At 60.7% G+C, this 26,151-nt stretch carries 28 protein-coding genes; 17 read left to right on the forward strand and 11 right to left on the reverse strand.

Going from position 1 to position 26,151, the window contains the following annotated elements:
* Positions 1–94 precede the first annotated feature (94 nt).
* Positions 95–400: a hypothetical protein gene (locus tag BLU25_RS05655; RefSeq protein ID WP_016781410.1), complete on the reverse strand. Its 306-nt coding sequence runs from the start codon at positions 398–400 to the stop codon at positions 95–97.
* Between the two features lie 166 nt (positions 401–566).
* Here BLU25_RS05655 and BLU25_RS05660 point away from each other — a divergent pair, with 166 nt between their 5' ends.
* A complete protein-coding gene (locus BLU25_RS05660; RefSeq protein ID WP_016781411.1) occupies positions 567–767 on the forward strand; it encodes a hypothetical protein in 201 nt (66 codons plus the stop codon).
* A gap of 17 nt (positions 768–784) precedes the next feature.
* Here the strand turns inward: BLU25_RS05660 and BLU25_RS05665 are convergent, their stop codons facing one another.
* Genes BLU25_RS05665 through BLU25_RS05695 form a run of 7 tightly spaced genes read right to left on the reverse strand, consistent with a single transcriptional unit; the run spans position 785 to position 7,745 of the window.
* Entirely contained in the window at positions 785–1,813 is a 1,029-nt protein-coding gene (locus BLU25_RS05665; RefSeq protein WP_016781412.1) for a nucleoside hydrolase, read from the reverse strand.
* Between the two features lie 23 nt (positions 1,814–1,836).
* Positions 1,837–2,241 (reverse strand): D-ribose pyranase, encoded by a 405-nt coding sequence (gene rbsD, locus BLU25_RS05670; protein ID WP_016781413.1) that lies wholly within the window; start codon positions 2,239–2,241, stop codon positions 1,837–1,839.
* Positions 2,238–3,158, reverse strand: a complete 921-nt coding sequence (rbsK, locus tag BLU25_RS05675; protein ID WP_016781414.1) for a ribokinase — start codon at positions 3,156–3,158, stop codon at positions 2,238–2,240. The genes rbsD and rbsK overlap by 4 nt, the downstream gene beginning before the upstream one ends.
* A gap of 10 nt (positions 3,159–3,168) precedes the next feature.
* Positions 3,169–4,203, reverse strand: coding sequence for a LacI family DNA-binding transcriptional regulator (locus tag BLU25_RS05680; RefSeq protein WP_016781415.1), 1,035 nt, complete (start codon positions 4,201–4,203; stop codon positions 3,169–3,171).
* Between the two features lie 3 nt (positions 4,204–4,206).
* Positions 4,207–5,184, reverse strand: a complete 978-nt coding sequence (locus BLU25_RS05685; protein ID WP_016781416.1) for an ABC transporter permease — start codon at positions 5,182–5,184, stop codon at positions 4,207–4,209.
* Complete coding sequence (locus tag BLU25_RS05690; RefSeq protein ID WP_016781417.1) at positions 5,181–6,737, reverse strand: sugar ABC transporter ATP-binding protein; 1,557 nt, start codon at positions 6,735–6,737, stop codon at positions 5,181–5,183. The genes BLU25_RS05685 and BLU25_RS05690 overlap by 4 nt, the downstream gene beginning before the upstream one ends.
* 54 nt (positions 6,738–6,791) lie before the next feature.
* On the reverse strand, positions 6,792–7,745 hold the full coding sequence (locus tag BLU25_RS05695; RefSeq protein ID WP_016781418.1) for a sugar ABC transporter substrate-binding protein: 954 nt from the start codon (positions 7,743–7,745) through the stop codon (positions 6,792–6,794).
* Positions 7,746–8,186: 441 nt separating this feature from the next.
* Between BLU25_RS05695 and BLU25_RS05700 the strand changes: the two genes are divergently transcribed.
* From BLU25_RS05700 to lpxO, 8 genes are all read left to right on the forward strand, one after another.
* Positions 8,187–9,266 carry an asparaginase gene (locus BLU25_RS05700; protein ID WP_016781419.1) on the forward strand — a complete coding sequence of 360 codons (1,080 nt, stop codon included), beginning with the start codon at positions 8,187–8,189 and terminating at the stop codon, positions 9,264–9,266.
* Positions 9,267–9,434: 168 nt separating this feature from the next.
* Positions 9,435–9,686 carry a DUF1654 domain-containing protein gene (locus tag BLU25_RS05705; protein WP_016781420.1) on the forward strand — a complete coding sequence of 84 codons (252 nt, stop codon included), beginning with the start codon at positions 9,435–9,437 and terminating at the stop codon, positions 9,684–9,686.
* Positions 9,687–9,690: 4 nt separating this feature from the next.
* Positions 9,691–10,380 carry an endonuclease gene (locus BLU25_RS05710; RefSeq protein WP_016781421.1) on the forward strand — a complete coding sequence of 230 codons (690 nt, stop codon included), beginning with the start codon at positions 9,691–9,693 and terminating at the stop codon, positions 10,378–10,380.
* A 145-nt stretch (positions 10,381–10,525) separates the two neighbouring features.
* The gene (locus BLU25_RS05715) at positions 10,526–11,239 is read left to right on the forward strand and encodes a GntR family transcriptional regulator (RefSeq protein ID WP_016781422.1); all 714 of its coding nucleotides are present in this window, start codon (positions 10,526–10,528) and stop codon (positions 11,237–11,239) included.
* On the forward strand, positions 11,236–12,240 hold the full coding sequence (locus BLU25_RS05720; RefSeq protein ID WP_016781423.1) for an ADP-ribosylglycohydrolase family protein: 1,005 nt from the start codon (positions 11,236–11,238) through the stop codon (positions 12,238–12,240). The genes BLU25_RS05715 and BLU25_RS05720 overlap by 4 nt, the downstream gene beginning before the upstream one ends.
* An 88-nt stretch (positions 12,241–12,328) precedes the next feature.
* On the forward strand, positions 12,329–13,792 hold the full coding sequence (locus BLU25_RS05725) for a purine-cytosine permease family protein (RefSeq protein ID WP_016781424.1): 1,464 nt from the start codon (positions 12,329–12,331) through the stop codon (positions 13,790–13,792).
* Complete coding sequence (locus BLU25_RS05730) at positions 13,785–14,720, forward strand: PfkB family carbohydrate kinase (RefSeq protein ID WP_016781425.1); 936 nt, start codon at positions 13,785–13,787, stop codon at positions 14,718–14,720. The genes BLU25_RS05725 and BLU25_RS05730 overlap by 8 nt, the downstream gene beginning before the upstream one ends.
* 219 nt (positions 14,721–14,939) lie before the next feature.
* A complete protein-coding gene (gene lpxO, locus BLU25_RS05735; protein WP_016781426.1) occupies positions 14,940–15,839 on the forward strand; it encodes a lipid A hydroxylase LpxO in 900 nt (299 codons plus the stop codon).
* 174 nt (positions 15,840–16,013) lie between these two features.
* Here the strand turns inward: lpxO and copD are convergent, their stop codons facing one another.
* Positions 16,014–16,865, reverse strand: coding sequence for a copper homeostasis membrane protein CopD (copD, locus tag BLU25_RS05740; protein ID WP_029611477.1), 852 nt, complete (start codon positions 16,863–16,865; stop codon positions 16,014–16,016).
* A 4-nt stretch (positions 16,866–16,869) separates the two neighbouring features.
* On the reverse strand, positions 16,870–17,244 hold the full coding sequence (gene copC / locus BLU25_RS05745) for a copper homeostasis periplasmic binding protein CopC (RefSeq protein WP_016781428.1): 375 nt from the start codon (positions 17,242–17,244) through the stop codon (positions 16,870–16,872).
* Positions 17,245–17,352: 108 nt separating this feature from the next.
* On the opposite strand from copC, the gene BLU25_RS05750 reads away from it, so the two are divergent.
* Complete coding sequence (locus BLU25_RS05750) at positions 17,353–17,898, forward strand: histidine phosphatase family protein (protein WP_016781429.1); 546 nt, start codon at positions 17,353–17,355, stop codon at positions 17,896–17,898.
* Here the strand turns inward: BLU25_RS05750 and bkdR are convergent, their stop codons facing one another.
* Positions 17,899–18,387 (reverse strand): Bkd operon transcriptional regulator BkdR, encoded by a 489-nt coding sequence (gene bkdR / locus BLU25_RS05755; RefSeq protein WP_016781430.1) that lies wholly within the window; start codon positions 18,385–18,387, stop codon positions 17,899–17,901.
* A gap of 205 nt (positions 18,388–18,592) precedes the next feature.
* Between bkdR and BLU25_RS05760 the strand changes: the two genes are divergently transcribed.
* From BLU25_RS05760 to BLU25_RS05790, 7 genes are all read left to right on the forward strand, one after another.
* Positions 18,593–19,825 carry a 3-methyl-2-oxobutanoate dehydrogenase (2-methylpropanoyl-transferring) subunit alpha gene (locus BLU25_RS05760; RefSeq protein WP_016781431.1) on the forward strand — a complete coding sequence of 411 codons (1,233 nt, stop codon included), beginning with the start codon at positions 18,593–18,595 and terminating at the stop codon, positions 19,823–19,825.
* A gap of 4 nt (positions 19,826–19,829) precedes the next feature.
* Positions 19,830–20,885 (forward strand): alpha-ketoacid dehydrogenase subunit beta, encoded by a 1,056-nt coding sequence (locus tag BLU25_RS05765; protein WP_016781432.1) that lies wholly within the window; start codon positions 19,830–19,832, stop codon positions 20,883–20,885.
* Positions 20,886–22,166, forward strand: coding sequence for a dihydrolipoamide acetyltransferase family protein (locus BLU25_RS05770; protein WP_016781433.1), 1,281 nt, complete (start codon positions 20,886–20,888; stop codon positions 22,164–22,166).
* Between the two features lie 2 nt (positions 22,167–22,168).
* Positions 22,169–23,557, forward strand: coding sequence for a dihydrolipoyl dehydrogenase (gene lpdA, locus BLU25_RS05775; RefSeq protein ID WP_083369556.1), 1,389 nt, complete (start codon positions 22,169–22,171; stop codon positions 23,555–23,557).
* Positions 23,558–23,741: 184 nt separating this feature from the next.
* Positions 23,742–25,127, forward strand: coding sequence for a nucleobase:cation symporter-2 family protein (locus BLU25_RS05780; RefSeq protein WP_016781435.1), 1,386 nt, complete (start codon positions 23,742–23,744; stop codon positions 25,125–25,127).
* 139 nt (positions 25,128–25,266) lie between these two features.
* Positions 25,267–25,515, forward strand: coding sequence for a helix-turn-helix domain-containing protein (locus BLU25_RS05785; RefSeq protein ID WP_050901276.1), 249 nt, complete (start codon positions 25,267–25,269; stop codon positions 25,513–25,515).
* A complete protein-coding gene (locus tag BLU25_RS05790; RefSeq protein WP_016781437.1) occupies positions 25,508–25,843 on the forward strand; it encodes a DUF6388 family protein in 336 nt (111 codons plus the stop codon). Before BLU25_RS05785 ends, BLU25_RS05790 begins: the two co-directional genes overlap by 8 nt.
* Positions 25,844–26,151 lie beyond the last annotated feature (308 nt).

A 26,151-nucleotide genomic window follows, 5' to 3' on the forward strand; every position in this document is an offset into this window, starting at 1 on the left:
CCTGTCAGCACCCTCTGTTTAGCCAACGCGCAGGCAGTTTGCCCGAGCAGGCATGTAGCGTACGCCTCTAATCATTGCCAAATATGTGTAAGAATTAGTACACATCAATGTAGTCAAATGGCGGGTTAGGCCAGTTGTCTTTTAACGCATTGAAAATTTGCATCACCCAGACCTCATCACTGGCCGCAATTTTTCCGACATAACCTGAGCCTGCTGCCCAGGTCTCCAGGCGAAACAGCAGCCCGTCTATATCTGCACCGCCCACCACGCCAGAAGAAATAAAGGCAACACCCGCGCGCGTCACACGCAACTGCGTGTGGCCATCGTCACTGGCCGAAGCCAGCAACTGGCGTACCGACGCCAGGGTAAGGCCGTCAGGGGCGTTCAAATCAATTTGCATGGCGCATGCACCTCTGGAAAAAAATGCAAGTGTGGCACGCACCAGCGCGCCGATGGGCAATTTGACACAGCAAATGCCCCATGACGCGATTAACCCGGCTCTGTCGATGGCGTCACAGCGACTTTTTGCTAAAATCGCTCTTTCACGCCCCTCTCATGAGCACCCCATGACAACAGTCAGCATCGACGCAGATATCAAGGCCAAGTGGCATCAAGGACAGTGCTCTTATAGCCCGGGCAGCCCTGAAGAGCTGGCGATCATCGGCATCGACCTTTTGGTCAAAGAGCTTGGCACGGAGGCCGCACGCGCTTTTGTCAGCCAGGTGTTCGAAAAATATCGCCATACGGAACTGGCAAAACTGACCTGAACCCGGGCACGCGCAGCTTATTTCAAGCGGCCCAGGCGCTCCGTCAGCAAGTCAAAAAACCCCTGGGCGTCGCCGTTTTCAACCCAAAAGGCATTTTTTGGCTGATTCAGGGTGTTGTACCAGTCCGCAATGGTCTGGCCAAACGTGGGACCTTCACGGGTATCCACGACCAGATTGACTTCGCGCCCGGAGAACAACCCGGGGTTGAGCAGGTAGGCGATCACGCTGGCATCGTGTACAGGCCCGCCCGGCAAGCCGTAGTGAACCATGTCGCCTTTGACGTATTCATTGAGAATATCCCCCACCAGCTTGCCGGCCGTGTTGCCCAGCGCCGCGATCTGCTTGAGGCGTGCTTCGCTGGTGAGGATCTTGTGGGTGACATCAAGGGGCACATAGGTCAGTTTCACGCCGCTGTGCAAAACCACCTCTGCCGCATGCGGGTCGGCATAGAGGTTGAACTCGGCTACCGGCGTGATATTGCCGCCATTGAAATGGGCCCCGCCCATCACCACGACTTCCTTGATGCCCTTGGTGATATCGGGCGCCTGGATCAAGGCCAGTGCCAGGTTGGTCTGTGGGCCGAGCATGGCAATGGTCACGCTGCCTGGCTTGGCCGCACGCAAGGTATCGATCAGGTAGTTAACCGCATTGGCCGGCTCAAGCCCTTTGGCAGGCTCATGGACCGGCACCCCGGTCACCCCCTCCTGACCATGGATGTTCTCGGCGTAGATCGGCGTGCGCACCAGAGGCTTGGGCGCCCCGGCATACACCGGAACCTCTTCGCGCCCTGCCCACTCCCGGGCCAGGCGAGCATTGCGCGAGGTCTTGTCGAGCCGCACATTGCCCGCCACGGTGGTAATGGCCAGCACATTCAGCTGCTCGGGCGAGGCCAGCGCCAGCAGTAACGCGACGACATCATCTGCACCAGGATCGGTGTCGATAATCAGATCAATCTTGTCGGCTGCGTGGACGCTTGAAATCGTGATGGCGGACAAAAGCACGACACTCCTGATCAGTGGCTGAAACAAACGGGTAAATACCGGCATAACCAACTCCATGTAGTGTCTGTCTAAAAGATGACGCCTGATATCAAGGCAATATTGCAGTAAGGGTGGCGTTCGCCTGTGCGAACAATTGCTTTTGCCTGCAGGCAAAGCTCTTTGAAAGCGTCATGGGAGAGAAGACGCTGCGAGCCCAACGCCCCTTTGCTGGCATGCACCTCAATGGATGACAGCGCCGCGCACGGTGCCAGCAGCAGCTCATGGGCCAGCACATGGTTTTGCACCTGCATCTCGCTGAGCAAGGCCTGCAGGGTACTGGCAAGGTCCGGTACGCCTGGGGTCAGTGCCAGGTCAATCAGCTCGACCCCTTTGGGCACGGGCAACCCGGCATCGGCAATAACAATGATATCGCCATGCCCCAACGAGGCTATCAGCCGCGACAGGGCGATATTGAGCAGCGGAGTTTTTTTCATGGTGTGGCAAGGCCCTGTACTTCATGCAACATGGGAATGGAGGGTTGAGCACCGGCGCGGGTTACCGATAACGCTGCTGCTACCTGGGCAAAGCGAATAGCGTCATCTTCAGCCATCCCCGCCGCCAGCGCGGCTGCAAAGCCTCCGACAAAGGTATCCCCCGCCGCCGTGGCATCGACCGCTTCAACCTTGGGCGCCGCAAAGTGCGCAACCCGCTGCGCACTGACAAACAGCGCACCCTGGGCACCCAGGGTGACAATCACCTTGCGCGCGCCCAACTGGATCAGTTGGCGAGCAGCACGCTCTGCAGACTCAAGGCCATCAACCACTACGCCGCTGAGCGCCCAGGCCTCGCTCTCATTGGGGACCAGGTAATCGATCGCGTCGTACCACGCCCCAGGCAGCGGACCACTGACCGGGGCCGGATTGAGAATTACGGTTTTATTCAGTTCGCGCCCGCGACCCAGTACATAACCTACTGTAGGCATCGGCACTTCAAGCTGGCAAACAAGCACCTGCGCGGCTTGCAAAACCTGATCAAATGCCTGGATATCGTCAGGCTCCAGGCAGCCATTGGCACCTGCCACCACCACAATAGTGTTCTGGCCATCAGCCGCGACCGTGATCAGCGCCACGCCGCTTGCACTGCCTGGTACGGTGCGCACTGCCTGGCAGTCAATACGGTCGGCCAGCAGCCCGTCGCGCAGTTGTACGCCATAGGCGTCACTGCCAACACAACCGACCATAGCCACAGCCGCACCCAGGCGCGATGCTGCCACCGCCTGGTTGGCCCCCTTGCCTCCGTGCACCGTCGTAAAGGACTGCCCGAACACCGTTTCTCCCGGGCGCGGCAACCGCTGCGTGCGCGTCACCAGGTCCATGTTCAGGCTGCCAACCACCACTACATTTGCTTGCATGTATCGACACTCATCCGGTGATTGATTGGGGGGATTTGAACGCGGCATCGGCATAAGCCCGAGTGGACTCGCGCAACACAATCTCGGGCTTGACGATTCGTTGCTCCACCGCACGCCCGGGCGATGCGATACGGCGTAACAGCAACTGCGCAGCCATTTCGCCCAATTGCACTATTGACTGCCCGACCGTGGTCAACGACGGATAGACATAGCGGCTCATCTGTACATCATCAAAACCGATCACCGACAACTGCTGCGGCACCCGAATATTGCGTTCTGCTGCTGCCCGCAGCACACCAATGCCCATCATGTCATTGCAGGCAAAAATGGCCGATGGCGGGTTGTGTTGCAAAAGGCCGACAGCGGCCTGATAACCCCCGACACTGCTGAAGTCGCTCTCGATCATCCAGTGCTGCGGCGCCGCCACGCCCGCCTCTGCCAACGCGCGCAGATAACCGGCCCGACGCAGCTGGGCGACGCGGGTGATGGCCGGCCCGCCAATACAGGCAATGGCACGATGGCCCAGTTCCAGCAAATGGCGAGTGGCCAGGTACGCCCCCAGTTCGTGATCGATGCACACCAGGTCGGCCTCCACACCCTCAAGGCTGCGGTCGACGATAACCATCGGCGTACGCACCCCGACCAGCCCGCTGGCCATGCCCAGATCCCCGCCTGCCGAAGCCACCACCAGCCCGTCGACCCGTTTTTCAAGCAGCACCCGCAGGTAGTTGCGCTGCTTGTCGGGGTCGTCGTCACAGTTGCACAGGATCACGCAGTAGTTGTTGCGCCCACAGTAGTCTTCGATACCACGCGCCAGTTCGGCAAAGTACGGGTTCAGGCTATTGGCCACCAACAGGCCGATCGTGGCCGTGGTCTTGGCCTTGAGCGAACGCGCCACCGCACTGGGCACATAGTCGAGGCGGGCAATGGCCTCCTCAACCTTCAGGCGCACCGGCTCACTTACCGGGCGCGTCTTGTTCAGCACATGGGAAACCGTCGTGTACGAAATGCCTGCCATTGCCGCGACATCTTTAATCGTTGCCATTGCTCAGTTCCGTCGCTGTGCACGTTGACTGCGGTATGTGTCCAATACCACTGCTATCACAATGACAGCACCGGTAATAATACGCTTGGTCGGCTCCGTCGCGCCGATTTGCGCCAGCCCCGCGGCCAGTACCGAGATAATCAGCACGCCAAAGAAGGTGCTGATTACCGAACCACGGCCGCCCATCAGGCTCGTGCCACCAATCACCACCGCCGCGATCACCTGCAACTCCAGGCCAGAACCGGCATTGGGATCTGCCGCTTCAAGGCGCGAGATCTGGAACAGTGCCGCTACCCCGGCCAGCAAGCCCATCAGGCTGAAGACCAGGATCTTGTAAGGTTTTGGATTAATACCTGCCAGACGCACGGCTTCTTCGTTGGTGCCAATGCCGATCAGATAACGGCCAAACACGGTACGGGTGAGCACTGCCTGGGCAACCACGATAATCAGCAAGGCGATGATAAAGGCGGGGGAAATGCCGAAGGCGATGGGGTTGGCAAGCCAGGCATAAGCGTCACCGATATAGGCCGTGCGCGAACCGGTCATCTGGTAGGCCGCTCCCCGGGCCATCTCCAGCACCCCCAGCGACACGATAAAAGACGGGATTTTCCAGGCCACGGTGATTGAGCCGGTAAGGGTTCCGGCCAGTGCTGCGCAGCCCATGCCCAGCAGGGCCGCCGGCAGGATGCTCCAGCCCCAGCCCAGAATCGCCACGCTGACGGTAGACGCCGCCAGGGCCAGTACCGAGCCTACCGACAGGTCGATACCGCCGATGATCAGCACAAAGGTCATGCCCACCGACAACACCATCAGGTCCGGGATCTGGTTGGCCAGGGTGCTTAACGTGTCATAGGAGAAAAAGTGATCGCTCAGGCTGGAAAACAGAATGATCATGGCCAGCAAGGCGCCTGCCAGCCCCAGGTAAGTGCCCATGCCATAGTAGTTATGGGTATTTTTTCGCGGCGCGAGGGAGGTTTTCATAGGGCTTCCTGTGGCGCTGCTTCTGCGAGCAGCGCATCTCTTTTTTGATAACCGGCAAAGGCCGCGGCCAGCAACTGTTCCTGGCTCCAGCTGTCACGCTCAAACGTATCGATCAGACGCCCCGCAGACAGCACACCGATGCGGTCACAGATCAACATCAACTCACGCAGGTCGCTGGACACCACCACCAGCGCCTTGCCCTGGCGCGTCAACTCGCCCAGCAGGCGGTAAATATCGAACTTGGCGCCAATGTCGATGCCACGCGTGGGTTCGTCGAACAACAGGACCGAACAGTCGCGCTCCAGCCAGCGCCCAATGACCACCTTCTGCTGGTTGCCACCGGACAGCTGCGACACCACCTGCTCGGGGCCGCTGCTGCGGATGCCCATTGCGTCGATCTGACGCCGGGCCAATGCCGCCTCTTGCTGGCCATCAACCACACCCGCCCTGGATACGCGCTGCATGTTGCCCAGGCCGATATTGGCGCTGATCGACTGGCTCAACAGCAAACCTTCGCCCTTGCGATCCTCGGTAATCAGGGCAATGCCCTGCTTCACGGCATCGGCGGGCGAGCGGATGCTGACCACCTGCAGCGGTGAGCCCAGGGCAACCGTGCCGCTGTCGGGCAAGTCGGCGCCGTAGATCAAGCGCAAAAGCTCCGTCCGCCCTGCCCCGATCAAGCCTGAGATACCGAATATTTCGCCTTTTCTGACCTCAAACGAGACCTTGCGCACCTTGTCAGCACGGTTCAGCTCAGTGACCCTGAGCGCCGGTTCACCCAGGCTGCGCGGCCCCAGGTCCAACTGGTCGCCCAGCTCGCGCCCCACCATCAGGTTGACCAGTTGCTCGCTGCTGTAATCGGCAATTGGCTCGACACACACCAGGCAACCGTCGCGCAACACGGCAATGCGCTGGGCCACACGGGCCAGCTCTTCAAGCCGGTGGGAGATATAAACGATCGCCACGCCCCGGGCTTGCAGCCGTTCGATTTGCACAAAGAGCATCTCGACTTCACGCGCCGTGAGCATCGCCGTGGGCTCATCGAGAATCAGCACATGGCAGTCGCCAATCAGGTTGCGGGCGATCTCGACCATTTGCTGATGGCCAATGCCCAGCTCACCGACCAGGGTGTCGGGGTCTATCGCCTCCAGGCCAACCTGGGCCATAGCCTCGATCGCCGCCTTGCGCAATTGCTTGCGGCTGATCCAGCCCAGGCGCCCGGGCAGATTATCCAGAAACAGGTTTTCCGCCACGGTCAGGGTGGGCAGCAGATTCAACTCCTGCATGACCATGCGCACTCCCAGCTTCTCGGCGTGCGAGCGGCTGCCGGGCGCATAGGCCTGGCCATTGAAATGCATGTGCCCCAGGGTCGGCATTTCAAGGCCGCCGATGATCTTCGACAGGGTGCTTTTACCGGCGCCATTCTCCCCCGTCAGGGCCAGCACTTCGCCGCGATACAGCGACAAATCGATACCTGCCAGTACCGGCTGTTGTGTATAGGTTTTACCAATCCCGCCGACCGTGAGGACCACGCTGGCATCAGGTGCAGACATGACATTTCTCCGGGCACCTGCCGATTGGGCAGGTGCCTGCGACAGCGGGCCTGATTAAGGGTGGGTGACCAGTTGCACAGGGGTGTCGATGACACCGTCCTTGAGGTTCTCGACCGGCTCTTTTCTGACCAGCTTGAGCGCGGTTTCAATGCCGAAAACCGCCTGTTTGGCTGCTGCCTGATCGGCCGTTGCCAGTACCCGGCCATCTTTTAGCATGGGCTTGATCGCATCGATATTGTCATAGCCCACCACCTGGACCTTGCCGGCCTTGCCTGCGGCACGGATAGCCGACACCGCGCCCAGGGCCATGCTGTCATTGCCGGCCAGGATAGCCTTGAGGTTCGGGTACTCACTGAGCATGCCCGCTGCAACCTTGTTGCCGCCGTCGATTTCCCAGTTGCCTGACTGCACCGGCACGATTTTCATGCCGGCAGCGGTCATTGCATCCTTGAAACCTGCGGTGCGCATCTGGGCATTGGTGGTGGTCGACACGCCCTCGATGATGCCCACTTCATCGCCTGCCTGCAGCTTGGTCGCCAGGTACTCCCCGACTTCACGCGCGCCCTGGCGGTTGTTGGGCCCCACGAACGGCACATCGAGGCCTTTGCTTTTGAGCACGTCAGGGTCCAGCTGGTTGTCGATGTTGACCACTACGATCCCGCGATCCCGGGCTTTTTTGATAGCCGAAACCAGGGCCTTGGAATCTGCGGGCGCAATGACCAGCGCATCGACCTTGGCAATGATCATTTGATTGATGATGTCGATCTGGCCTGCAGTGTCCGTTTCGTTCTTGATCCCGTTGGAAACCAGGTCGAACGTGGCCGCATTGGCCTTTTGATAGTCTTCGCCGCCCTTTTGCATGGTGACGAAAAATTCGTTTGCCAACGATTTCATCACCAGCCCGACCTTGGGCTTTGGCGCTGTTTCGGCATGGGCGAGAGGCAGAGCGAGGGATGCTGCAGCCAGCATGGCGACAGCGAGAAGGCGACCAGCAAATGGCAGCTTCATGGCAGTAACTCCGATCTTATGATTATTGTGAGCAACGTCCTGCCTGCGCTACACCTGAATGCCAAGCGCCGTGTGACGGGCAACAGCTCAGGGTGAGTGCCTGTCATCACAGGCTCAAAAAACGCCGCGCAAACGTTTGCTTGAACCTCACTATGGAAAACCGCTGGTTATTTGTCAACGTGAAAAAAGCCCCTGTCCACCCCACGGCGCATTCGATTCTCCGAACATAAAACCTGCCTTTGTTCGGGAAACCGTCCAGGCTCGCAACAGAGCTTGCAGCAAGTGACATTGGACCCTGTGAATCAGTGGCTTGAACGGGCCACCCAGAGCCTTTGCCACTGGCATAGATAGTGCTTCACCTACGCCGCACGCCGCCAATGGATGGCGCGTGCCGTGCTCGGTGTGCGTACATCGGCACACTCACTAATAAGAGAAAAAATAATGAAAAATGCTGTGTTGAAATCAATCATTCCAGGTGCCCTGGCACTGCTGCTGGCTCTGCCAACTGCCCAGGCGCAAGAAGCGGCCGGCAAACCCAACGTCATCATTCTGGCCACTGGCGGCACCATTGCCGGAGCAGGCGCCAGCGCTGCCAACAGCGCCACTTACACGGCAGCCAAAGTCGGTATCGACAAGCTGATTGCCGGTGTTCCCGAACTGAGCGAGCTGGCCAACGTGCGCGGCGAGCAAGTGATGCAAATTGCTTCCGAGAGCATCACCAACGACAACCTGCTGCAATTGGGCCGCCGGGTTGCCGAGCTGGCCGAACGCGATGATGTCGATGGCATCGTCATCACCCACGGCACCGACACCCTGGAAGAGACCGCTTACTTCCTGACCCTGGTGGAAAAAACCGACAAGCCGATTGTCGTGGTCGGCTCCATGCGCCCGGGCACTGCCATGTCGGCTGACGGCATGCTCAACCTGTACAACGCCGTTGCCGTTGCTGGCAGCAAGGAAGCGCGCGGCAAAGGCGTGCTGGTGACCATGAACGACGAAATCCAGTCCGGTCGCGATGTCAGCAAAATGATCAACATCAAGACCGAAGCCTTCAAAAGCCCTTGGGGCCCGCTGGGTATGGTGGTTGAAGGCAAGTCCTACTGGTTCCGCCTGCCGGCCAAGCGCCACACCATGGATTCCGAGTTCGACATCAAAAACATCAAGAGCCTGCCAAACGTAGGCATCGCCTACTCCTACGGCAATGTAGACGACACCGCCTACAAGGCACTGGCCCAATCCGGCGCCAAGGCCATCATCCACGCAGGTACCGGCAACGGTTCGGTGGCGTCGAGCGTAGTGCCAACCTTGCAAGCCCTGCGCAAAGATGGCGTACAAATCATTCGTTCTTCTCACGTTAACAGCGGCGGTTTCGTACTGCGTAACGCAGAACAGCCGGACGACAAGAATGACTGGGTGGTCGCCCACGACCTGAACCCTCAGAAAGCCCGCATCCTGGCCATGGTTGCACTGACCAAGACCCAGGACAGCAAAGAGCTGCAGCGCATGTTCTGGGAGTACTAAACCCGGAGTTTCAAGCACTTGCGATTCAATAAGCCGCCTCCCCTCCGGGAGGCGGTTTTTTTTTGCGCCCAGAACCAAGCGCCGGTTTGCTTGCCAAAGCAGCAAACAGTTGCCAAATCTGGCGCAGTTAAATACTGTATGCGCATACAGCACACCAAGGATCGCATCATGGCTAAAAAAGCGGCGAAAGAGCCGACCCCACCGAGCCCCTACGAAATTTTCGGCACGCGTATACAAAAAATCATCAGTTCGCCCAAAGCGCAAAAAGACAAGATGGCGGTGCTTGAACGACTTGAAGGCGACAACCCCGAGTTCTGGGAACGCCTGATCGAAGAAATTTCCGAAAACGACAACGTCACCATTGCCTATCGCGATGATGGTGCCATTAACGTGTTCTGGACTGTGCCTGAGGAAGATTGAGTCGATGAGGGTTTGTTTACTGGCACTGGTCAGTCTCTTTACCGTTTTAAGCGCTCACGCTGGCGCCCCGCAAACCTTCAGCGAAGCCAAGAAAGTCGCCTGGAAGCTCTACGCACCGCAGTCCACCGAGTTCTACTGCGGCTGCAAATACACCGGCAACCGTGTCGACCTGAAAGCCTGTGGCTATACCCCACGCAAAAATGCCAACCGCGCCGCACGGATTGAGTGGGAGCATATCGTGCCCGCCTGGCAGATCGGTCATCAGCGCCAGTGCTGGCAAAGTGGTGGACGCAAAAACTGCACCCGCAACGACCCGGTGTTCAAGGTGGCCGAAGCGGACCTGCACAACCTAGTGCCCAGCATCGGCGAGGTCAACGGGGACAGAAACAACTTCAGTTTTGGCTGGCTGCCCGTGCAAAAGGGCCAATATGGCTCGTGCCTGACACAGGTTGATTTCAAGTCCAAGAAGGTCATGCCCCGGCCCTCCATTCGCGGCATGATTGCCCGCACCTACTTTTATATGAGCAAGCAATACAACTTGCGCCTGTCAAAACAGGACCGCCAGCTGTACGAGGCGTGGAACAAGACCTATCCGGTCCAGGCCTGGGAGCGCCAGCGCAATCAGGCGGTGGCCTGTGTGATGGGCCGCGGCAACGAGTTCGTGGGTCCGGTCAACCTCAAGGCGTGCGGCTGAAACACCCGTCCCCCCCTGCGCCGGGGCTGCCCGCCGGCGCAAGGCATCCTTGCTTACACGCAACAGCCGTTATAACCACCCCTTTATGGTTGATACCAGGTTGAGAATATTGCCGAACCTCAATTGCTGAGCTATTACTTTCGGCATGATCAAACAGGTTCGATTCAACAAACAACAACGGGTGGTCGACGAGCTCGTCCACCGTATCGAAAGCGGTCTCCTGGCAGACGGCAATCCACTGCCAGGAGAAGACCAATTGGCTCAAGAACTGGGCGTCAGCCACAGCACGTTGCGTGCAGCACTGACGGAACTGGAAAGGCGAAAATATATAGCCACGCAAAATGAAGGCGGCGCCATCGTCACCTATGACGGTATTACCCTCGACCAGAACAACGGCTGGACCCAGGCACTGGCCAGCACCGGTGCCCGCATCCACACTGAGCAGCTCAGGCTCCAGGCCATAGAGCGCCCGGATCTGCTCCATCAATTTGGCTTGAGCCAATTTATTATCCTGGAACGTCGTCGGCGCCGGGACGATGGCACCGCCATCTCCCTGGAGCGCTCGCTGATGCCCGCGACCGGTGGCCTGGAAGGCTTGCCAAGGGTTGGCCTGATCGACGATTCCCTGACCATAACCCTGGCAGCCTACGGTTTTGTCGCAGATCGCGGCGACCAATGGATTGGCGCCGAACCCCTCAACGAAGAAGACGCCCTCATGCTCGGGCGCCCTGCCGGGACCGTATTTCTCAAGGCGTTGCGCACCACTTACGACCGCCAGGGGCGCTTGATGGAAATGGTCGAAAGTTGGCTGGACCCACAGCACTTTCGCATGTACCACTCGTTTGGAACACCCACATGACCGCGATGGATCGAGCGCTGGGCGCGTTTTATGGCCTGGCTTTGGGCGATGCCCTGGGCATGCCGACCCAGTCGTTGAGCCGCGGGCAGATTCTGTCCCGCTTTGGCCACATTGGCACCCTTGAAAACGCCCCCGCCGATCAGCCCATCGCCCCGGGCATGCTTGCAGGCTCAATTACCGACGACACCGAGCAGGCCATCCTGGTTGGCCAACTGCTGGTCGAAGGCCGGGGCAGCATTGACCCGCACCTGCTTGCCCAACGCCTGATTGCCTGGGAAGCCAACATGCAGGCCAAAGGCTCCCAGGACCTTTTGGGGCCGTCGACCAAGCGTGCAATCGAGATGATCCTCGCGGGCCACAGCCCCGAAGAGTCCGGGCGTCATGGCACCACCAACGGCGCAGCCATGCGCATAACCCCGGTGGGCATCGCCAGCGACGTGCGCCAGCCAGAGCGTTTTATCCAGTCTGTGGTCCAGGCCTGCCAGGTGACGCACAACACCAGCCTGGGGATTGCCAGTGCCGCCGCGGTTGCCGCCGTGGTGTCCAGCGGGCTCAATGGCACACAACTTGAGCACGCCCTCAATGCCGGTACTGAAATGGCGTTTATGGCCGAACACCACGGCCACTGGGTGGCTGGCGGCCGCATTGGCCCGCGCATTCGCTGGGCCAGGCAGGCCAGTCGCGAGTGCAACCCTGACAATATCGGCGACCTGTTGTATGACGTGATCGGCACATCGGTCGCCTCTCAAGAGTCCGTGGTCGCCGCCTTTGCCCTCGCCCAGCGCGTGGCCAGCGGATCCCTGAGCAGCTTCGATGCCCTGTGCATGGCCGCCAGCATTGGCGGCGATACCGACACCATTGCCGCCATCCTCGGCGCCATGCTGGGTGCCTGCGGCGGCCTGCAACTTTGGCCTGCGGCGCTGATCAAGCAAATCGTCGCGGTCAACAGCATGCAGCTGGACCCCTTGGTGCGCGACTTGCTAGCCCTTCGCCACAGCTGACCCCCTGCCCTTGACTGCACCACGACGGGCCTCACACCCAAGCCCGGCCTGCCTACAACGATAACAACAGCTTCAGGAGCTACACGCCATGACCTCCCCTGACGCCGGGCACTCTGCCGGGCAACTGGAAACCCGCGGCATCGAGCCCGTCCCCGAAAGCGAATGCAAGGGCAACCCGCTTCAACTGTTCTGGGTCTGGTTTGCCGCCAATATCAGCATTCTCGGCTTGCCGCTGGGGGCCACGCTGGTGGCCTTTCATCAACTGGCAATCTGGCAGGTGGTGATTGTTGCCTTGATCGGTGCCGCAGGCTCGTTCGCCGTGGTCGGCGTTATCTCCATTGCCGGACGACGTGGGCGAGCGCCAAGCCTGACATTGTCGCGGGCCATTTTCGGCGTGCGCGGTAATATGGCGCCTACGCTGGTGTCATTGATGTCCCGGGTAGGCTGGGAAACGGTCAATACCACCACCGCCGCTTTCGTGTTGCTGTCTCTGAGCACGATCCTGTTCAACACCCCCACCGAAGCCAAAAGCGCTCCGCTGCTGACCCTGGTATTTATCGGTATTTTCACCCTGCTGACCCTGGCGGTTTCCGGGCTTGGCCATGCCACGCTGCTGGTGATCCAGAAGTGGGCAACCTATGTGTTTGGCGCGCTCAACCTGCTGGTGGGCGGTTTTCTCTGCGCCACCATCGACTGGCCAGCTGTATTGAACGCCAGTCCCGCGCCCATGAGCGCCGTGATTATCGGCATTGGCATCATGGCTGCAGGCACCGGCATCGGCTGGGCCAACGCCGGTGCCGATATGTCGCGCTACCAGAAACACAGCGTCAGCGCCTCGCAACTGGTGGCCTCGGCGGCCTGGGGCGCAGGGATCCCGCTGGTGTTGCTGATCACCCTTGGCGGCCTGCTGACCGTGGGCAACCACGCGCTGGCATCCGCCACCGACCCCATTGCGGCCATCCGCAACCTGTTGCCGTCCTGGATGGCTGTGCCCTACCTGCTCAGCGCCTTTGGCGGCCTGCTGCTGTCCAATCATCTGTCAGTATATTCTGCAGGCCTGACGACCCTGACCCTGGGCGTGAACATCAAGCGGGTGCAGGCCGTGGTCGTGGACATCGTGGCCATATTCTGTGGCTCGATTTACTTCATGCTGTTTGCCGACAGTTTTTACGGCCCTTTCATCACGTTTATCTCACTCACGGCCATTCCAATCACGGCCTGGGTGGCGATCTTTATCGTCGACCTGCTGCACCGCCATTATTACAGCGCCCACGACCTGCTCGACGTCAGCCCCCGCAGCGCCTACTGGTACAAGGGCGGCATCGAGTGGCGCGCACTGGGGGCCTGGGCCATCGCGCTGGTGCTGGGGTTCTGTTTTACCCGGGTGGGCAGTTCGGATGCGGACTGGTTTGTCGGGCCGCTGGCCGATTCATGGCTGGGCCACAACGGCCTTGGCTGGGTCGTCACATTCGCAGTCGCCGCGGGCTTGTATGCCCTGTCGGGCGGCGCCAAAGACCGCCGCCGCTGCGCACCGGGGGCCACCCATGGCTAGATTGCTGCATACCGGCCAGGTGATCGTCGACCTGGCGATGGCGCTGGACACCCTGCCCCGTTCCGGTGGCGATGTCCTGGCCCATGACGCCTGTTTTTACGCAGGCGGTGGCTTCAATGTGATGGCCGCCGCCCAACGCAATGGCCTGCAGAGCGTGTACCTGGGTCGCCACGGCCAGGGCCGGTTTGGTGATCTGGCCCGCGAGGCCCTGCATGCCGAAGGTATCCAGCTGTCCCTGGCCATCGACCCGGGCAAGGACACCGGCGTGTGCGTGGCCCTCACCGAAGCCAGCGCCGAGCGGACCTTTATTTCCTGTATCGGCGCCGAAGGCGGATTGTCTGCCGAGGATCTGGCACAGGTCAGCGTCCAGCCTGATGATTACGTCTATGTCAGCGGTTACAGCCTGTTGCATGCCCACAAGGCCGAACCTCTGTTGCGCTGGATCCTGAGCCTGGCGCCCGGCGTGCATGTGGCGTTCGACCCCGGCCCGTTACTGGCCGATATCGCCCCGCAACTGCTCAACGCCCTGCTGCCGCGCCTGAGCCTCTGGACCAGCAACAGCGCCGAGGCACGCAGTTTCACCGCCAGCCCGAGACTGCTCGACGCCCTGCCCGCCCTGGCCGCCCGCCTGCCCGAAGGCTGCGTCAGCGTTGCGCGCGACGGCCCGCAGGGCTGCTGGGTCAGCGACAGGCATGGTCAGCAGCCTGTGGCCGGGTTCAAGGTCCAGGCTGTCGACAGCAACGGTGCCGGCGACGCCCATACCGGGGTGATGATTGCCGCACTGGCGGCCGGTTACAGCCCCATACACGCGGCGACGCGAGCCAATGCAGCAGCGGCCCTGGCCGTTACCCGCCGCGGCCCCGCCACCGCCCCTGGGACCGCCGAAGTCGATGCCTTGCTGGGAAAATACGCCGGTAACGAAGCCTGAAGCGGCTTTTTCCATACCAGGGCGGCACCCGCAACACGACCAAAGACTGTAAGCAAAGATGACAAAAACGTTATGAAAGGCTGGAAAATGGCCAAAGTGCTGCTTTAACCTTACATATTGGCTCCCAAAAAGCGGCACCAGTACCCGATATTTCTTACGAGATGTCGGGCCACTTGCGTGTTTGCCGGGCTGCGTTTCTCCTGACTTGTGACGATACTCTTGAAACTCATCATTATTGCTGTTTACGTTTTATCCATCGCGTATGTCCACCTGCGGGGCAAGGTTCGCCATAAACTCGGTCGCCAGTTGAGCGATCACTCCACCTTTCTGGCGCCCATCAACTGCTTTCTGTACCTGTTCTCCAAGGTCCCCAGCCAGCCGTATCTGAAGCCTGGCGACTTTCCCGAGCTGCAACCCTTGCAGGAGCACTGGCAGGAAATCCGCGAAGAAGCGCGCAACCTGATGACCGCGGGCGCGATCAAGCGCTCCGAACAGCCGAATGACGTGGGTTTCAACTCCTTTTTCAAGAGCGGCTGGAAGCGCTTTTACCTGAAGTGGTACGGCGACAATCACCCTTCAGCGGTCGAGCTGTGCCCGCGCACCATCGAGCTGCTTAACGGCATCGGGACTATCAAGGCCGCCATGTTTGCCGAGTTGCCACCCGGCTCGAAGCTGGTGCGCCACCGTGATCCTTATGCAGGTTCCCTGCGTTTTCACCTGGGCCTGGACACGCCGAACGACCCGGGCTGTTATATCAATGTCGACGGGGAAAACTATGCGTGGCGTGACGGCGAAGCGGTGATATTTGACGAAACCTTTATTCATTACGCCGAAAACACCACGGATAAAAACCGCATCATCCTGTTCTGCGATATCGAACGCCCGATGCAATATCGCTGGGCCAGCGCTTTCAACCAGTGGTTCAGCCGCACGGTGATGGCGTCCGCCAGCTCACCGAACGCTGCCACTGACAAAACCGGTGCCCTGAACCGCGCCTTTACCCGGCTGTACAAGATTCGCCTGCGCGGCAAGGAGCTGAAAAAACGCAACCGCACGCGTTACTACGCCGAGAAGTGGTTGGTGTTCGGTGGATTGCTGGGCGTGTTTTTGCTGATCTAGCGGCATACGTAGCAGCTGCCGAGGAACGACGGCTGCGTCCGGGCGCGAAGCGGCCGTAAACCCGGTGTTCGCGGTAGGCATAAACCACCGGGCTGACCGAATTGACGACTGCTGCGCAGCCGGACGCAGCCTCGTTCTACTCGTCAGCTGCTACGAATGGATGCACTCCGGCTTTTACCCCACCACCAGCGGCGGCAAGGTACCCAGCAACGACACGGCAGCCACCGCCGCCAGCCCGAACAGCCATTCCAGTGCCACGCTGCGGCGCAATACGGCGAAGTGCCCCCTGCGGCTCATCAGCAAGTTGAACAGCGCCAGCAAGAGCATGACGCCCACCAGCGTCACCTTGATCAACAAGATCAGGGCGAACCCCTCAAACAGGGGTGTAGGCCAGAGCGCACCGGTGAGCACCCGGGTATTGATCAGCCCCGTAAGAATAATCCCCGCAACCAGGACAAACCCCAGATTGCTGAAGCGCTGCAACACCGCCGCCACGTCCTGTGCCGCGGGCCGCACAAGCGTCAGCAGCAACCCCAGCAGCCCGCCGATCCAGGCCCCGACACACAGCAGATGCACCCACTGGTTAAGCATCAGCAATTGCCCGCGCCAGCCATCCAGCATTGCGCCGTGCCCCACCGGGGCCAACGTGGCCAGCAACAGGACCGCCAGCGTCCCGACAAGGTAAAAACCCGCACGCGCATACAGGGCAATCAGCAGCAACACGCAGAACAGCAGGTGAAACGCCCACACCTGGCCAAAAAAGGTGCTGCCCAACACCAGCCACAGCGTCGCCGGGGCCAGCGTGTCAGGCCAGCTGCCTGCCATCGAGTGGGTCGTCAGCAGCAACCAGGCCAGGCCACTGCCCAGCCCCACCCACGCCAGCAGGCGATTGACCGGGCGCCACTGTCGGTCCATCTCCACACGAAGCCCAGCCGCCGGCAACAAGAGCCTGAAGGCACAGGCCCCGAACATCAGCAGCACCACGCAGAAATGCACAAACCGGCACACCACCATTGCGCTGACAATCAACTCAGTGGCTCACCGTAAAGCTGTAATCGCCCGCACTCTTGTGGGTATCGACCGACACCGCGTTCCACTTCACCTGGTAAGTGCCTGCTGGCAGGGGCTGCGCCGGGGTCACGATCAGGACCTTCTGGTTGCCCGGTTCGGTCTTGAGGCTGCTCACCGCCACCGGCGTCTGGTCATGGCTGATTACCACTTTGGTAAACGCCTGCTCCACGCCTTCGGTAAAGACCAGGCGCAGTTCGTCGGCACTGGCCACCGTACTCCCCGCGGCAGGTGTGGATGATTCGAGGTGGGCATGGGCAAACGCCGCACTGGCGCTGGCCATCAGTGCCAGCAATGCAGCGGTATTGAAGACTTTTTTCAAGCGAGCAGCAGCCATTGCAAAGTACCTTGAGAGTGGATTACGCCGTCATAATACTCGCCTAAACTGACTTGAAGGGCGAGCACACGCAGTCACCCGCAACCCGATACCCCCAAGGACTTGAGCATGCCCACCCGCCTCAGCTTTATTTGTCATGCGCGCACCGAGGCACAGCGTCTGGGGCGCTTTGCCCTGGACGAGCCGGCTGACCCCAAGGGCTTGCTGCTGGCAGCGGAACTGAGTGCCAGGCTGAAAAAACCGGTGCGCATCCTCTGTGCCCCCGAAACCCGCACCTTGCAAACCGCCCAGGCGCTGGGCGGCGAAATTGAAATCGTGCCCGCCCTGGGTGATTACGATACCGGCGACTGGCAAGGGCAGCGTCTGTGTGACCTGCAACAGAGCATGCCCCAGGCGCTGAACAACTGGATCAACAACCCCTGCTCGGCCCCCCACGGCGGCGAGTCGGTACAGGATTTGTGCCTGCGGGTCAGCGCCTGGCTCGACGAGTTTCGTGAAGATGGCCACTTTGCCGTGGTGACCCACCCTTTTGTGATCCGCGCGGCGATTCTACATGCCCTGGCCGCGACCACCGCCTCTTTCAACTTGATTGACGTGGAACCGCTGTCGGTGGTCGACCTGCGCTTCAACGAGCGCTGGCGGCTGCGGGTGTGATCACTCCTCCAGGGTCAGCCCGCCGGGCGGCAGCGGCAATGCGGTTTTGTAACGTACCTGCTTGAGGGCAAAGCTGGAGCGGATATTGGCCACCCCGGGCACCTTGGTCAAAAAGTCCATCATAAAGCGCTCCAGCGCCTGGATGCTGGGCACCAGCACGCGGATCAGGTAATCCGGGTCGCCGGCCATCAAGTAGCATTCCATGACTTCATGGCGATCGGAAATCGCCGCTTCAAAATGCTGCAGGGCTTCCTCGACCTGTTTTTCCAGGCTGACATGGATAAAAACATTGACGTGTAGCCCCAGCATATCGGCGTCGAGCAAGGTCACCTGCTCGCGGATCAGGCCGCGTTCTTCCATGGCCTTGACCCGGTTGAAACACGGCGTCGGCGACAGGTTTACCGAACGCGCAAGGTCCGCATTGGTGATGCGCGCATTCTGCTGAAGGCTGTTGAGAATCCCGATATCGGTTCGATCTAGCTTGCGCATGAGACAAAAGCACCTGTTTTTTATGTTTATGCAGAATTCTTATCCTTAAACGCTGCAAAGCACAACGAACTACAGAGAAATATTCTTCGGCGTCAGGAATATGATTGTTGTAGGACAAGATCTGGGCTTTTATCAGACAGATCTTCGACAGTATCACCTAGCTCCCGCGCCTATAAACACGACAAGATCGAGCGTAGAGAAAGCCATGAATGAATATGCACCGCTGCGCCTGCACGTTCCCGAACCCTCCGGCCGCCCAGGCTGCAAGACCGACTTCAGCTACCTGCGCCTGACCGATGCCGGTCTGGTGCGCAAGCCGCCGATCGACGTAGAACCTGCCGATACCGCCGACCTGGCCAAAGGCCTGATCCGCGTGCTCGACGACCAGGGCCAGGCCCTGGGCCCCTGGGCCGAAGGCGTATCCAGCGAGGTATTGCGCGAAGGCATGCGCGCCATGCTCAAGACGCGTATTTTTGACACGCGCATGGTGGTCGCCCAGCGCCAGAAAAAAATGTCGTTCTATATGCAAAGCCTTGGCGAAGAAGCCATCGGCAGCGCCCAGGCTCTGGCCCTGAATATCGACGACATGTGCTTCCCCACCTACCGCCAGCAAAGCATTCTGATGGCCCGCGATGTACCACTGGTCGACCTGATCTGCCAGTTGCTGTCCAACGAACGCGACCCGCTCAAGGGTCGGCAATTGCCGATCATGTATTCGGTGCGTGACTACGGCTTTTTCAGTATTTCCGGCAACCTGGCCACCCAATTCGTACAGGCGGTTGGCTGGGGCATGGCGTCGGCCATCAAGGGCGACACCAAAATTGCCTCGGCCTGGATCGGTGACGGCGCCACCGCCGAATCGGATTTCCACACCGCCCTCACCTTTGCCCACGTTTACCGCGCCCCGGTAATCCTCAACGTGGTCAACAACCAATGGGCCATTTCCACCTTCCAGGCCATTGCCGGTGGCGAGTCCACCACCTTCGCCGGGCGCGGTGTGGGCTGCGGCATTGCTTCGCTGCGGGTGGACGGCAACGACTTTATCGCGGTGTACGCCGCCTCGGCCTGGGCCGCAGAGCGCGCACGGCGCAACCTGGGCCCAACCCTGATCGAATGGGTCACTTATCGCGCAGGCCCGCACTCCACTTCTGACGACCCGTCCAAGTATCGCCCTGCAGATGACTGGAGCCACTTCCCGCTGGGCGATCCAATTATTCGCCTCAAGCAGCACCTGATTGCCACCGGCAACTGGTCGGAAGAAGAGCACGCTGCGGTCAGCGCCGAACTGGAAGCCGAAATCATCGGCGCGCAAAAGGAAGCCGAGCGTTTCGGCACCCTGGCCGGTGGGCAAATCCCGAGCGCCGCGAGCATGTTTGAAGACGTGTACAAGGACATGCCCGAGCATTTGCGCCGGCAACGCCAGGAATTGGGGTTATAACCAGATGAACGACAACAATAAAATTCAGATGGAGAACGCCGTGAGTACCAGCACCATGACGATGATCCAGGCCCTGCGCTCGGCCATGGATGTGATGCTTGAGCGCGACGACAACGTGGTGGTGTTTGGCCAGGACGTGGGCTACTTCGGCGGCGTATTTCGCTGCACTGAAGGCCTGCAGGCCAAGTACGGCAGCTCGCGGGTGTTCGACGCACCGATCTCGGAAAGCGGCATCGTCGGTACCGCCGTGGGCATGGGCGCCTATGGCTTGCGCCCGGTAGCCGAAATCCAGTTTGCCGACTACTTCTACCCGGCGTCCGACCAGATTGTTTCTGAAGCGGCGCGCCTGCGTTACCGCTCTGCCGGCGAGTTTATCGCGCCAATGACCATCCGCATGCCCTGCGGCGGCGGCATCTATGGTGGCCAGACTCACAGCCAGAGTCCCGAGGCCATGTTTACCCAGGTCTGTGGCCTGCGCACCGTGATGCCGTCCAACCCCTACGACGCCAAGGGTCTGCTGATCGCCGCCATCGAAAACGATGACCCGGTGATCTTTCTGGAGCCAAAACGCCTGTACAACGGCCCGTTCGACGGCCACCACGACCGCCCGGTAACGCCCTGGATGAAACACCCGGCCAGCGCCGTGCCCGACGGTTACTACACCGTCCCGCTGGACTGCGCCGCCATCGTGCGCCCCGGCACTGAAGTCACCATCCTGACCTACGGCACCACCGTGTATGTGGCCCAGGCCGCCGCCGAAGAAACCGGCATCGACGCTGAAGTCATCGACTTGCGCAGCCTCTGGCCGCTGGACCTGGACGCCATCGTCACCTCGGTGAAAAAGACCCGCCGTTGCGTTGTTGTTCACGAAGCCACCCGTACCTGCGGGTTTGGCGCCGAACTGATCGCACTGGTCCAGGAGCACTGCTTCCATTACCTGGAAGCACCGATCGAGCGTGTTACCGGCTGGGATACCCCCTATCCCCATGCTCAGGAGTGGGCTTATTTCCCTGGCCCGGCGCGAGTGGGTGCGGCACTACAACGGGTTATGGAGGTCTGAATGGGTACGCACGTTATCAAGATGCCGGACATTGGCGAAGGCATTGCGCAAGTTGAACTGGTGGAATGGTTTGTCAAAGTCGGTGACATGGTCAGCGAAGACCAGGTGGTCGCCGATGTGATGACCGACAAGGCCACCGTAGATATTCCTTCCCCCGTGGCTGGCCGCGTGCTGGCCCTGGGTGGCCAGCCTGGCGAAGTAATGGCCGTGGGCAGCGAGCTGATCCGCATTGAAGTCGAAGGTGCTGGCAACCTGCGCGAAGGCGCACAGCCTGTCACTGCAGCGGAACCTGTGGCCGCCCCTACCAAAGCCGCCCCCCAGGCCCGGGTTGAAGTGGCCGTCGTGGCCGCACCGTCGATCAAGCCGGCGCCCGTGCAGCGCACCGCGCCTGTGGCGCGTGAAGCCAATGAACGGCCACTGGCCTCCCCGGCCGTGCGCAAGCGCGCCTGGGATGCGGGCATCGAGCTGCGTTTTGTGGTGGGCAGCGGCCCGGCCGGGCGCGTGTTGCATGACGACCTGGATACCTACCTGGCCCGCGACGCCGGCACCGGCGTGGCCCCGGCCAGCGGTTATGCGATTCGCAATGACGAGCAACAGATCCCGGTGATCGGCCTGCGCCGCAAGATCGCCCAGCGCATGCAGGACGCCAAGCGCCGCGCCGCACACTTCAGCTATGTCGAGGAAGTGGACGTCACCGCCCTGGAAGAACTGCGCGCCCAGCTCAATCAGAAATGGGGCGAAAGCCGCGGCAAACTGACCCTGCTGCCGTTTCTGCTGCGGGCCATGGTCGTGGCCTTGCGCGACTTCCCGCAGATCAATGTGCGTTATGACGACGAAGCGCAAATCATCACCCGCTTCGGCGCCGCCCATATCGGCGTCGCCGCGCAAAGCGACGGCGGCTTGATGGTGCCTGTGGTGCGCCATGCCGAAACCCTCAACCTGTGGGGCGCTGCCGATGAAATCGCCCGGCTGGCCAACGCCGTGCGCACCGGCAAGGCCACCCGTGAAGAACTCACCGGCTCAACCATCACCCTCACCAGCCTGGGAGCATTGGGCGGCATCGTCAGCACGCCGGTGGTCAACCTGCCCGAAGTGGCGATCATCGGCGTCAACCGCATCGTCGAGCGCCCGGTGGTGGTCAAGGGCCAGATCGTCATCCGCAAAATGATGAACCTCTCCAGCTCCTTCGACCATCGCGTGGTCGACGGCATGGACGCGGCGCAATTTATCCAGGCCATGCGTGGCTTGCTCGAACAACCTGCCACCCTGTTTGTGGAGTGAACATGCAGCCAACCCAACACACTACGCTGCTGATTATCGGTGGCGGCCCCGGCGGCTATGTGGCGGCGATCCGCGCCGGCCAGCTGGGCATCCCGACGGTACTGATCGAAGGCCAGTCGCTGGGCGGTACCTGCCTGAATGTCGGCTGCATTCCGTCCAAGGCACTGATTCACGTTGCCGAACAATTCCACACCACCCAGCGCTACAGCAGCGGCACCTCGCCGCTGGGGATCAAGACCCAGGCCCCGACCCTGGACATCGGCCAGAGCGTGCAGTGGAAAAACAGCATTGTCGACCGCCTGACCAGCGGCGTCGGCGCACTGCTGAAAAAGAATGGCGTCAAGGTCATCCATGGCTGGGCGCGCATTCTCGATGGCAAGGCCGTGGAAGTCGACGGGCAACGCATCGAGTGCGAACACCTGTTATTGGCCACCGGCTCGCAGACGGTCGACCTGCCGATCCTGCCCATTGGCGGCGCGATCATCTCGTCCACCGAAGCCCTGCAACCCACCGCCATTCCCAAGCGCCTGACCGTGGTCGGCGCGGGCTATATCGGTCTGGAACTGGGTATCGCCTACCGCAAGCTCGGCGCCGAAGTTACGGTGGTGGAAGCCCGCGACCGAATCCTGCCGACTTACGACAAGGATCTGACCCTGCCTGTAGCCGAATCCCTCAAGGCATTGGGCATTACCCTGTATCTGGAACACAGCGTCGAAGGCTTCCAGACCAGCAGCAAGACCCTGTCGATGCGCGACCGCATGGGCCAGAGCCAGACCCTGGAAACCGATCAGGTGCTGGTGGCAGTGGGTCGTCGCCCGCGCACACAAGGTTTCAACCTTGAGGCATTGGCGCTGGCCATGAACGGCCCGGCCATTCGCGTCGACAACCGTTGCCACACCAGCATGCGCAATGTGTGGGCCATTGGCGACCTGACCGGTGAGCCGATGCTGGCCCACCGGGCAATGGCCCAGGGCGAGATGGTGGCCGAGATCATTGCCGGCCAGCACCGGGAGTTCAGCCCCACGGCCATTGCTGCGGTGTGCTTTACCGACCCGGAAATCGTGGTGGTGGGCAAAACCCCGGTCGAGGCGCAAGAAGCAGGACTGGACTACATCAGCGCCAGCTTCCCGTTTTCGGCCAATGGCCGGGCCATGACCCTGGAAGCCAAAACCGGCTTTGTGCGGGTTGTGGCGCGCCGTGACAACCACCTGATTGTCGGTTGGCAAGCAGTGGGCGCGGGTGTTTCGGAGTTGTCGACGGCTTTTGCCCAGTCACTGGAAATGGGCGCCTGCCTGGAAGACATCGCCGGCACCATCCACGCCCACCCGACCCTGGGTGAAGCCGTGCAGGAAGCGGCGTTGCGCGCGCTGGGGCATGCGTTGCATCTGTAATCCCCCCCTTACTGTGGGAGCGGGCTTGCTCGCGATAGCAGCCACTCGGTCGATCAGATAAACCGAGCGGCCTGCATCGCGAGCAAGCCCGCTCCCACAGCAAGCCAGGCCCCTGCGCAATCCAGCACTGGGCGTAATGGCTCAACACCAGTAGAATCGCGCTCTTTTTTCCAGGGCGCACGCCATGACCTCTCTCAAAACCCCGCTTGAAGCCGAGCCTCAGACCAGCGAGCTGGTCTTGGGTCTTGAAGACCGTCCCAAGCCGTGGATCGCCTTTCTGGCTGCCCTACAGCATCTGCTGGCCATTATCGTGCCGATCGTCACCCCCGGCCTGCTGATCTGCCAGGCACTGGGCGTGTCCAGCCGCGACACCAACCTGATCGTCTCCATGTCGCTGGTCATCTCCGGCATCGCCACCTTTGTCCAGTGCAAACGCTTCGGCCCTTTTGGCGCCGGGCTGCTGATCGTGCAGGGCACCAGTTTCAACTTTGTCGGCCCGCTGATTGCCGGCGGCGCGCTGATGGTCAAGCAAGGCACGCCCGTTGAAGGCGTGATGGCGGCGATCTTTGGCGTGGTGATTGCCGGCTCGTTTGTGGAAATGGGCATCTCCCGGGTTCTGCCCTTCGTCAAACGCATGATCACTCCGCTGGTCACCGGCATCGTGGTGCTGATGATCGGCCTGACCCTGATCAAGGTCGGCCTGATCAGCATGGGCGGCGGTTTCACGGCCATGGGCAACGGCACGTTCGCCAACGGCGAAAACCTGATGCTCTCGGGCGTGGTGCTGGCCATTATCGTGATCCTCAACCGTATCCCGCTGGTGTGGATGCGCAGTTGCGCCATCGTTATCGCCCTGGCCGTGGGCTATGCCCTGGCCGGCTACCTGGGCCGCCTGGACTTCACCGGCATGCACCAGGCTGAACTGTTCCAGGTGCCGATGCCGCTGCACTTCGGCCTCGGGTTTTCCTGGGCGCTGTTTATTCCGATGCTGGTGATCTACCTCGTGACCTCGCTGGAAGCCATCGGTGACGTGACCGCTACCAGCAAAGTCTCGCGCCAGCCAGTGGATGGCCCGGTATGGATGCAACGCATCAAGGGCGGCGTGCTGGTCAATGGTGCCAACTCGTTTCTGGCGGGTATCTTCAATACTTTCCCCAGTTCGGTGTTTGCCCAGAACAACGGCGTGATCCAGCTCACCGGCATTGCCAGCCGCCATATTGGCGTTTGGATTGCTGCCATGCTGATCCTGCTGGGCCTGTTCCCAAGCGTTGCAGGTGCCATCCAGGCCGTGCCTGAGCCAGTGCTGGGCGGTGCCGCGATGGTCATGTTCGGCGCCGTTGCGGCCTCGGGCATCAATATCCTGGCCAGCATCACCCTGGACCGTCGCGCCCTGCTGATCATTGCCGTATCCCTGGCCCTGGGCCTGGGTGTATCGCAAGTGCCGGAGTTCCTCGCGCATATGCCTGCCGCCTTGCGCAACGTGCTGGAGTCCGGGGTGGCCACAGGGGGTATCTGTGCGCTGCTGCTGAACTGGTTCCTGCCGGAAACCGAGAAAAAAACGGCGCAATAAGCGCCGCCGCCCGGCAGGATCGTCTCGCGACATCCTGCTGTGCCTTTAAATAAAAGGCCCATCCTACCCACAAGTCTTCCCCTGCCTGACGGTTTGACTTACTCTTTTATTATCACTTGTGCCTGTTTGGGCGACGTAAATGAACACATATGGTGAACGGCTGAGAAAAGAGCGTTTGCGCCTGAAAATGACCCAGGCGCAACTGGCTGACGCTGGCGGTGTCGGACGCCATGCGCAGAGCTGCTATGAACGCGATATCACCCTGCCCCGCGCCGATTATCTGTCGGCCATTACCTTGCTGGGTATTGACGTAGTGTTCATCATCACCGGCCGCCGTATCCTGTATAGCGGCGCCCCTGCCTTGCTGCGTGGAAATAGTCATGACTGAACCCGGCACCCGACATCAAAAAGCCCTTGATCGTTTTCTCGACGAACACCCCGAACTGGCTGCAGAACTTGCAACGTTGAACCCTTTGGCTGCCCGCGCAGTGGGCCAGTCGATGAAAGAATATCGCCAGGAACGCCTGAACGAAGCCTTCGAAGCCGAAGCCGAACGCCTGGGCCTTTTTGCCTGGGAGCTGACGCTGCAACTGACCAGCGCCACCCCTGAGGAATTCGCCGCACAGCGCCTTGAAGTGCATCGCGAAGTGGCGCAAATGGCCGGCATGGACTGGGCGCAATACTGCGAACTGCATGGCCTGGAAAATCAGCCCTGACCAACTGGCAACTGGCAACTGGCAACTGGCAACTGGCAACTGGCAACTGGCAACTGTGGGAGCGGGCTTGCTCGCGATTGGTGCAACGCGGTCCAACTTTAAACCGCGTCGCCTGCATCGCGAGCAAGCCCGCTCCCACAAAAGCAATCCGGTGTTTCCCACACAAATTGCAACGCCTGCACCTGCCTGATCCCTCTCACTCGCGGGAAGTTTCCGAGAGAATCCCAGCCGCCTTGCGGCGTTTAAAATGCGTGGACAGTCTCGTCCAGTCACTGAGTTCAGTGATCGGTCCTGACAGCAGGTAGATG

Source organism: Pseudomonas fragi (assembly GCF_900105835.1).
Lineage (GTDB): Bacteria > Pseudomonadota > Gammaproteobacteria > Pseudomonadales > Pseudomonadaceae > Aquipseudomonas > Aquipseudomonas fragi.

Excerpts from the sequence above, each read along its gene's own strand:
- BLU25_RS05655 (WP_016781410.1), bottom strand. The coding sequence starts at position 400 with ATGCAAATTGATTTGAACGCCCCTGACGGCCTTACCCTGGCGTCGGTA.
- BLU25_RS05660 (WP_016781411.1), top strand. The coding sequence starts at position 567 with ATGACAACAGTCAGCATCGACGCAGATATCAAGGCCAAGTGGCATCAA.
- BLU25_RS05665 (WP_016781412.1), bottom strand. The coding sequence starts at position 1,813 with ATGCCGGTATTTACCCGTTTGTTTCAGCCACTGATCAGGAGTGTCGTG.
- rbsD (WP_016781413.1), bottom strand. The coding sequence starts at position 2,241 with ATGAAAAAAACTCCGCTGCTCAATATCGCCCTGTCGCGGCTGATAGCC.
- rbsK (WP_016781414.1), bottom strand. The coding sequence starts at position 3,158 with ATGCAAGCAAATGTAGTGGTGGTTGGCAGCCTGAACATGGACCTGGTG.
- BLU25_RS05680 (WP_016781415.1), bottom strand. The coding sequence starts at position 4,203 with ATGGCAACGATTAAAGATGTCGCGGCAATGGCAGGCATTTCGTACACG.
- BLU25_RS05685 (WP_016781416.1), bottom strand. The coding sequence starts at position 5,184 with ATGAAAACCTCCCTCGCGCCGCGAAAAAATACCCATAACTACTATGGC.
- BLU25_RS05690 (WP_016781417.1), bottom strand. The coding sequence starts at position 6,737 with ATGTCTGCACCTGATGCCAGCGTGGTCCTCACGGTCGGCGGGATTGGT.
- BLU25_RS05695 (WP_016781418.1), bottom strand. The coding sequence starts at position 7,745 with ATGAAGCTGCCATTTGCTGGTCGCCTTCTCGCTGTCGCCATGCTGGCT.
- BLU25_RS05700 (WP_016781419.1), top strand. The coding sequence starts at position 8,187 with ATGAAAAATGCTGTGTTGAAATCAATCATTCCAGGTGCCCTGGCACTG.
- BLU25_RS05705 (WP_016781420.1), top strand. The coding sequence starts at position 9,435 with ATGGCTAAAAAAGCGGCGAAAGAGCCGACCCCACCGAGCCCCTACGAA.
- BLU25_RS05710 (WP_016781421.1), top strand. The coding sequence starts at position 9,691 with ATGAGGGTTTGTTTACTGGCACTGGTCAGTCTCTTTACCGTTTTAAGC.
- BLU25_RS05715 (WP_016781422.1), top strand. The coding sequence starts at position 10,526 with ATGATCAAACAGGTTCGATTCAACAAACAACAACGGGTGGTCGACGAG.
- BLU25_RS05720 (WP_016781423.1), top strand. The coding sequence starts at position 11,236 with ATGACCGCGATGGATCGAGCGCTGGGCGCGTTTTATGGCCTGGCTTTG.
- BLU25_RS05725 (WP_016781424.1), top strand. The coding sequence starts at position 12,329 with ATGACCTCCCCTGACGCCGGGCACTCTGCCGGGCAACTGGAAACCCGC.
- BLU25_RS05730 (WP_016781425.1), top strand. The coding sequence starts at position 13,785 with ATGGCTAGATTGCTGCATACCGGCCAGGTGATCGTCGACCTGGCGATG.
- copC (WP_016781428.1), bottom strand. The coding sequence starts at position 17,244 with ATGGCTGCTGCTCGCTTGAAAAAAGTCTTCAATACCGCTGCATTGCTG.
- BLU25_RS05750 (WP_016781429.1), top strand. The coding sequence starts at position 17,353 with ATGCCCACCCGCCTCAGCTTTATTTGTCATGCGCGCACCGAGGCACAG.
- bkdR (WP_016781430.1), bottom strand. The coding sequence starts at position 18,387 with ATGCGCAAGCTAGATCGAACCGATATCGGGATTCTCAACAGCCTTCAG.
- BLU25_RS05760 (WP_016781431.1), top strand. The coding sequence starts at position 18,593 with ATGAATGAATATGCACCGCTGCGCCTGCACGTTCCCGAACCCTCCGGC.
- BLU25_RS05765 (WP_016781432.1), top strand. The coding sequence starts at position 19,830 with ATGAACGACAACAATAAAATTCAGATGGAGAACGCCGTGAGTACCAGC.
- BLU25_RS05770 (WP_016781433.1), top strand. The coding sequence starts at position 20,886 with ATGGGTACGCACGTTATCAAGATGCCGGACATTGGCGAAGGCATTGCG.
- lpdA (WP_083369556.1), top strand. The coding sequence starts at position 22,169 with ATGCAGCCAACCCAACACACTACGCTGCTGATTATCGGTGGCGGCCCC.
- BLU25_RS05780 (WP_016781435.1), top strand. The coding sequence starts at position 23,742 with ATGACCTCTCTCAAAACCCCGCTTGAAGCCGAGCCTCAGACCAGCGAG.
- BLU25_RS05785 (WP_050901276.1), top strand. The coding sequence starts at position 25,267 with ATGAACACATATGGTGAACGGCTGAGAAAAGAGCGTTTGCGCCTGAAA.
- BLU25_RS05790 (WP_016781437.1), top strand. The coding sequence starts at position 25,508 with ATGACTGAACCCGGCACCCGACATCAAAAAGCCCTTGATCGTTTTCTC.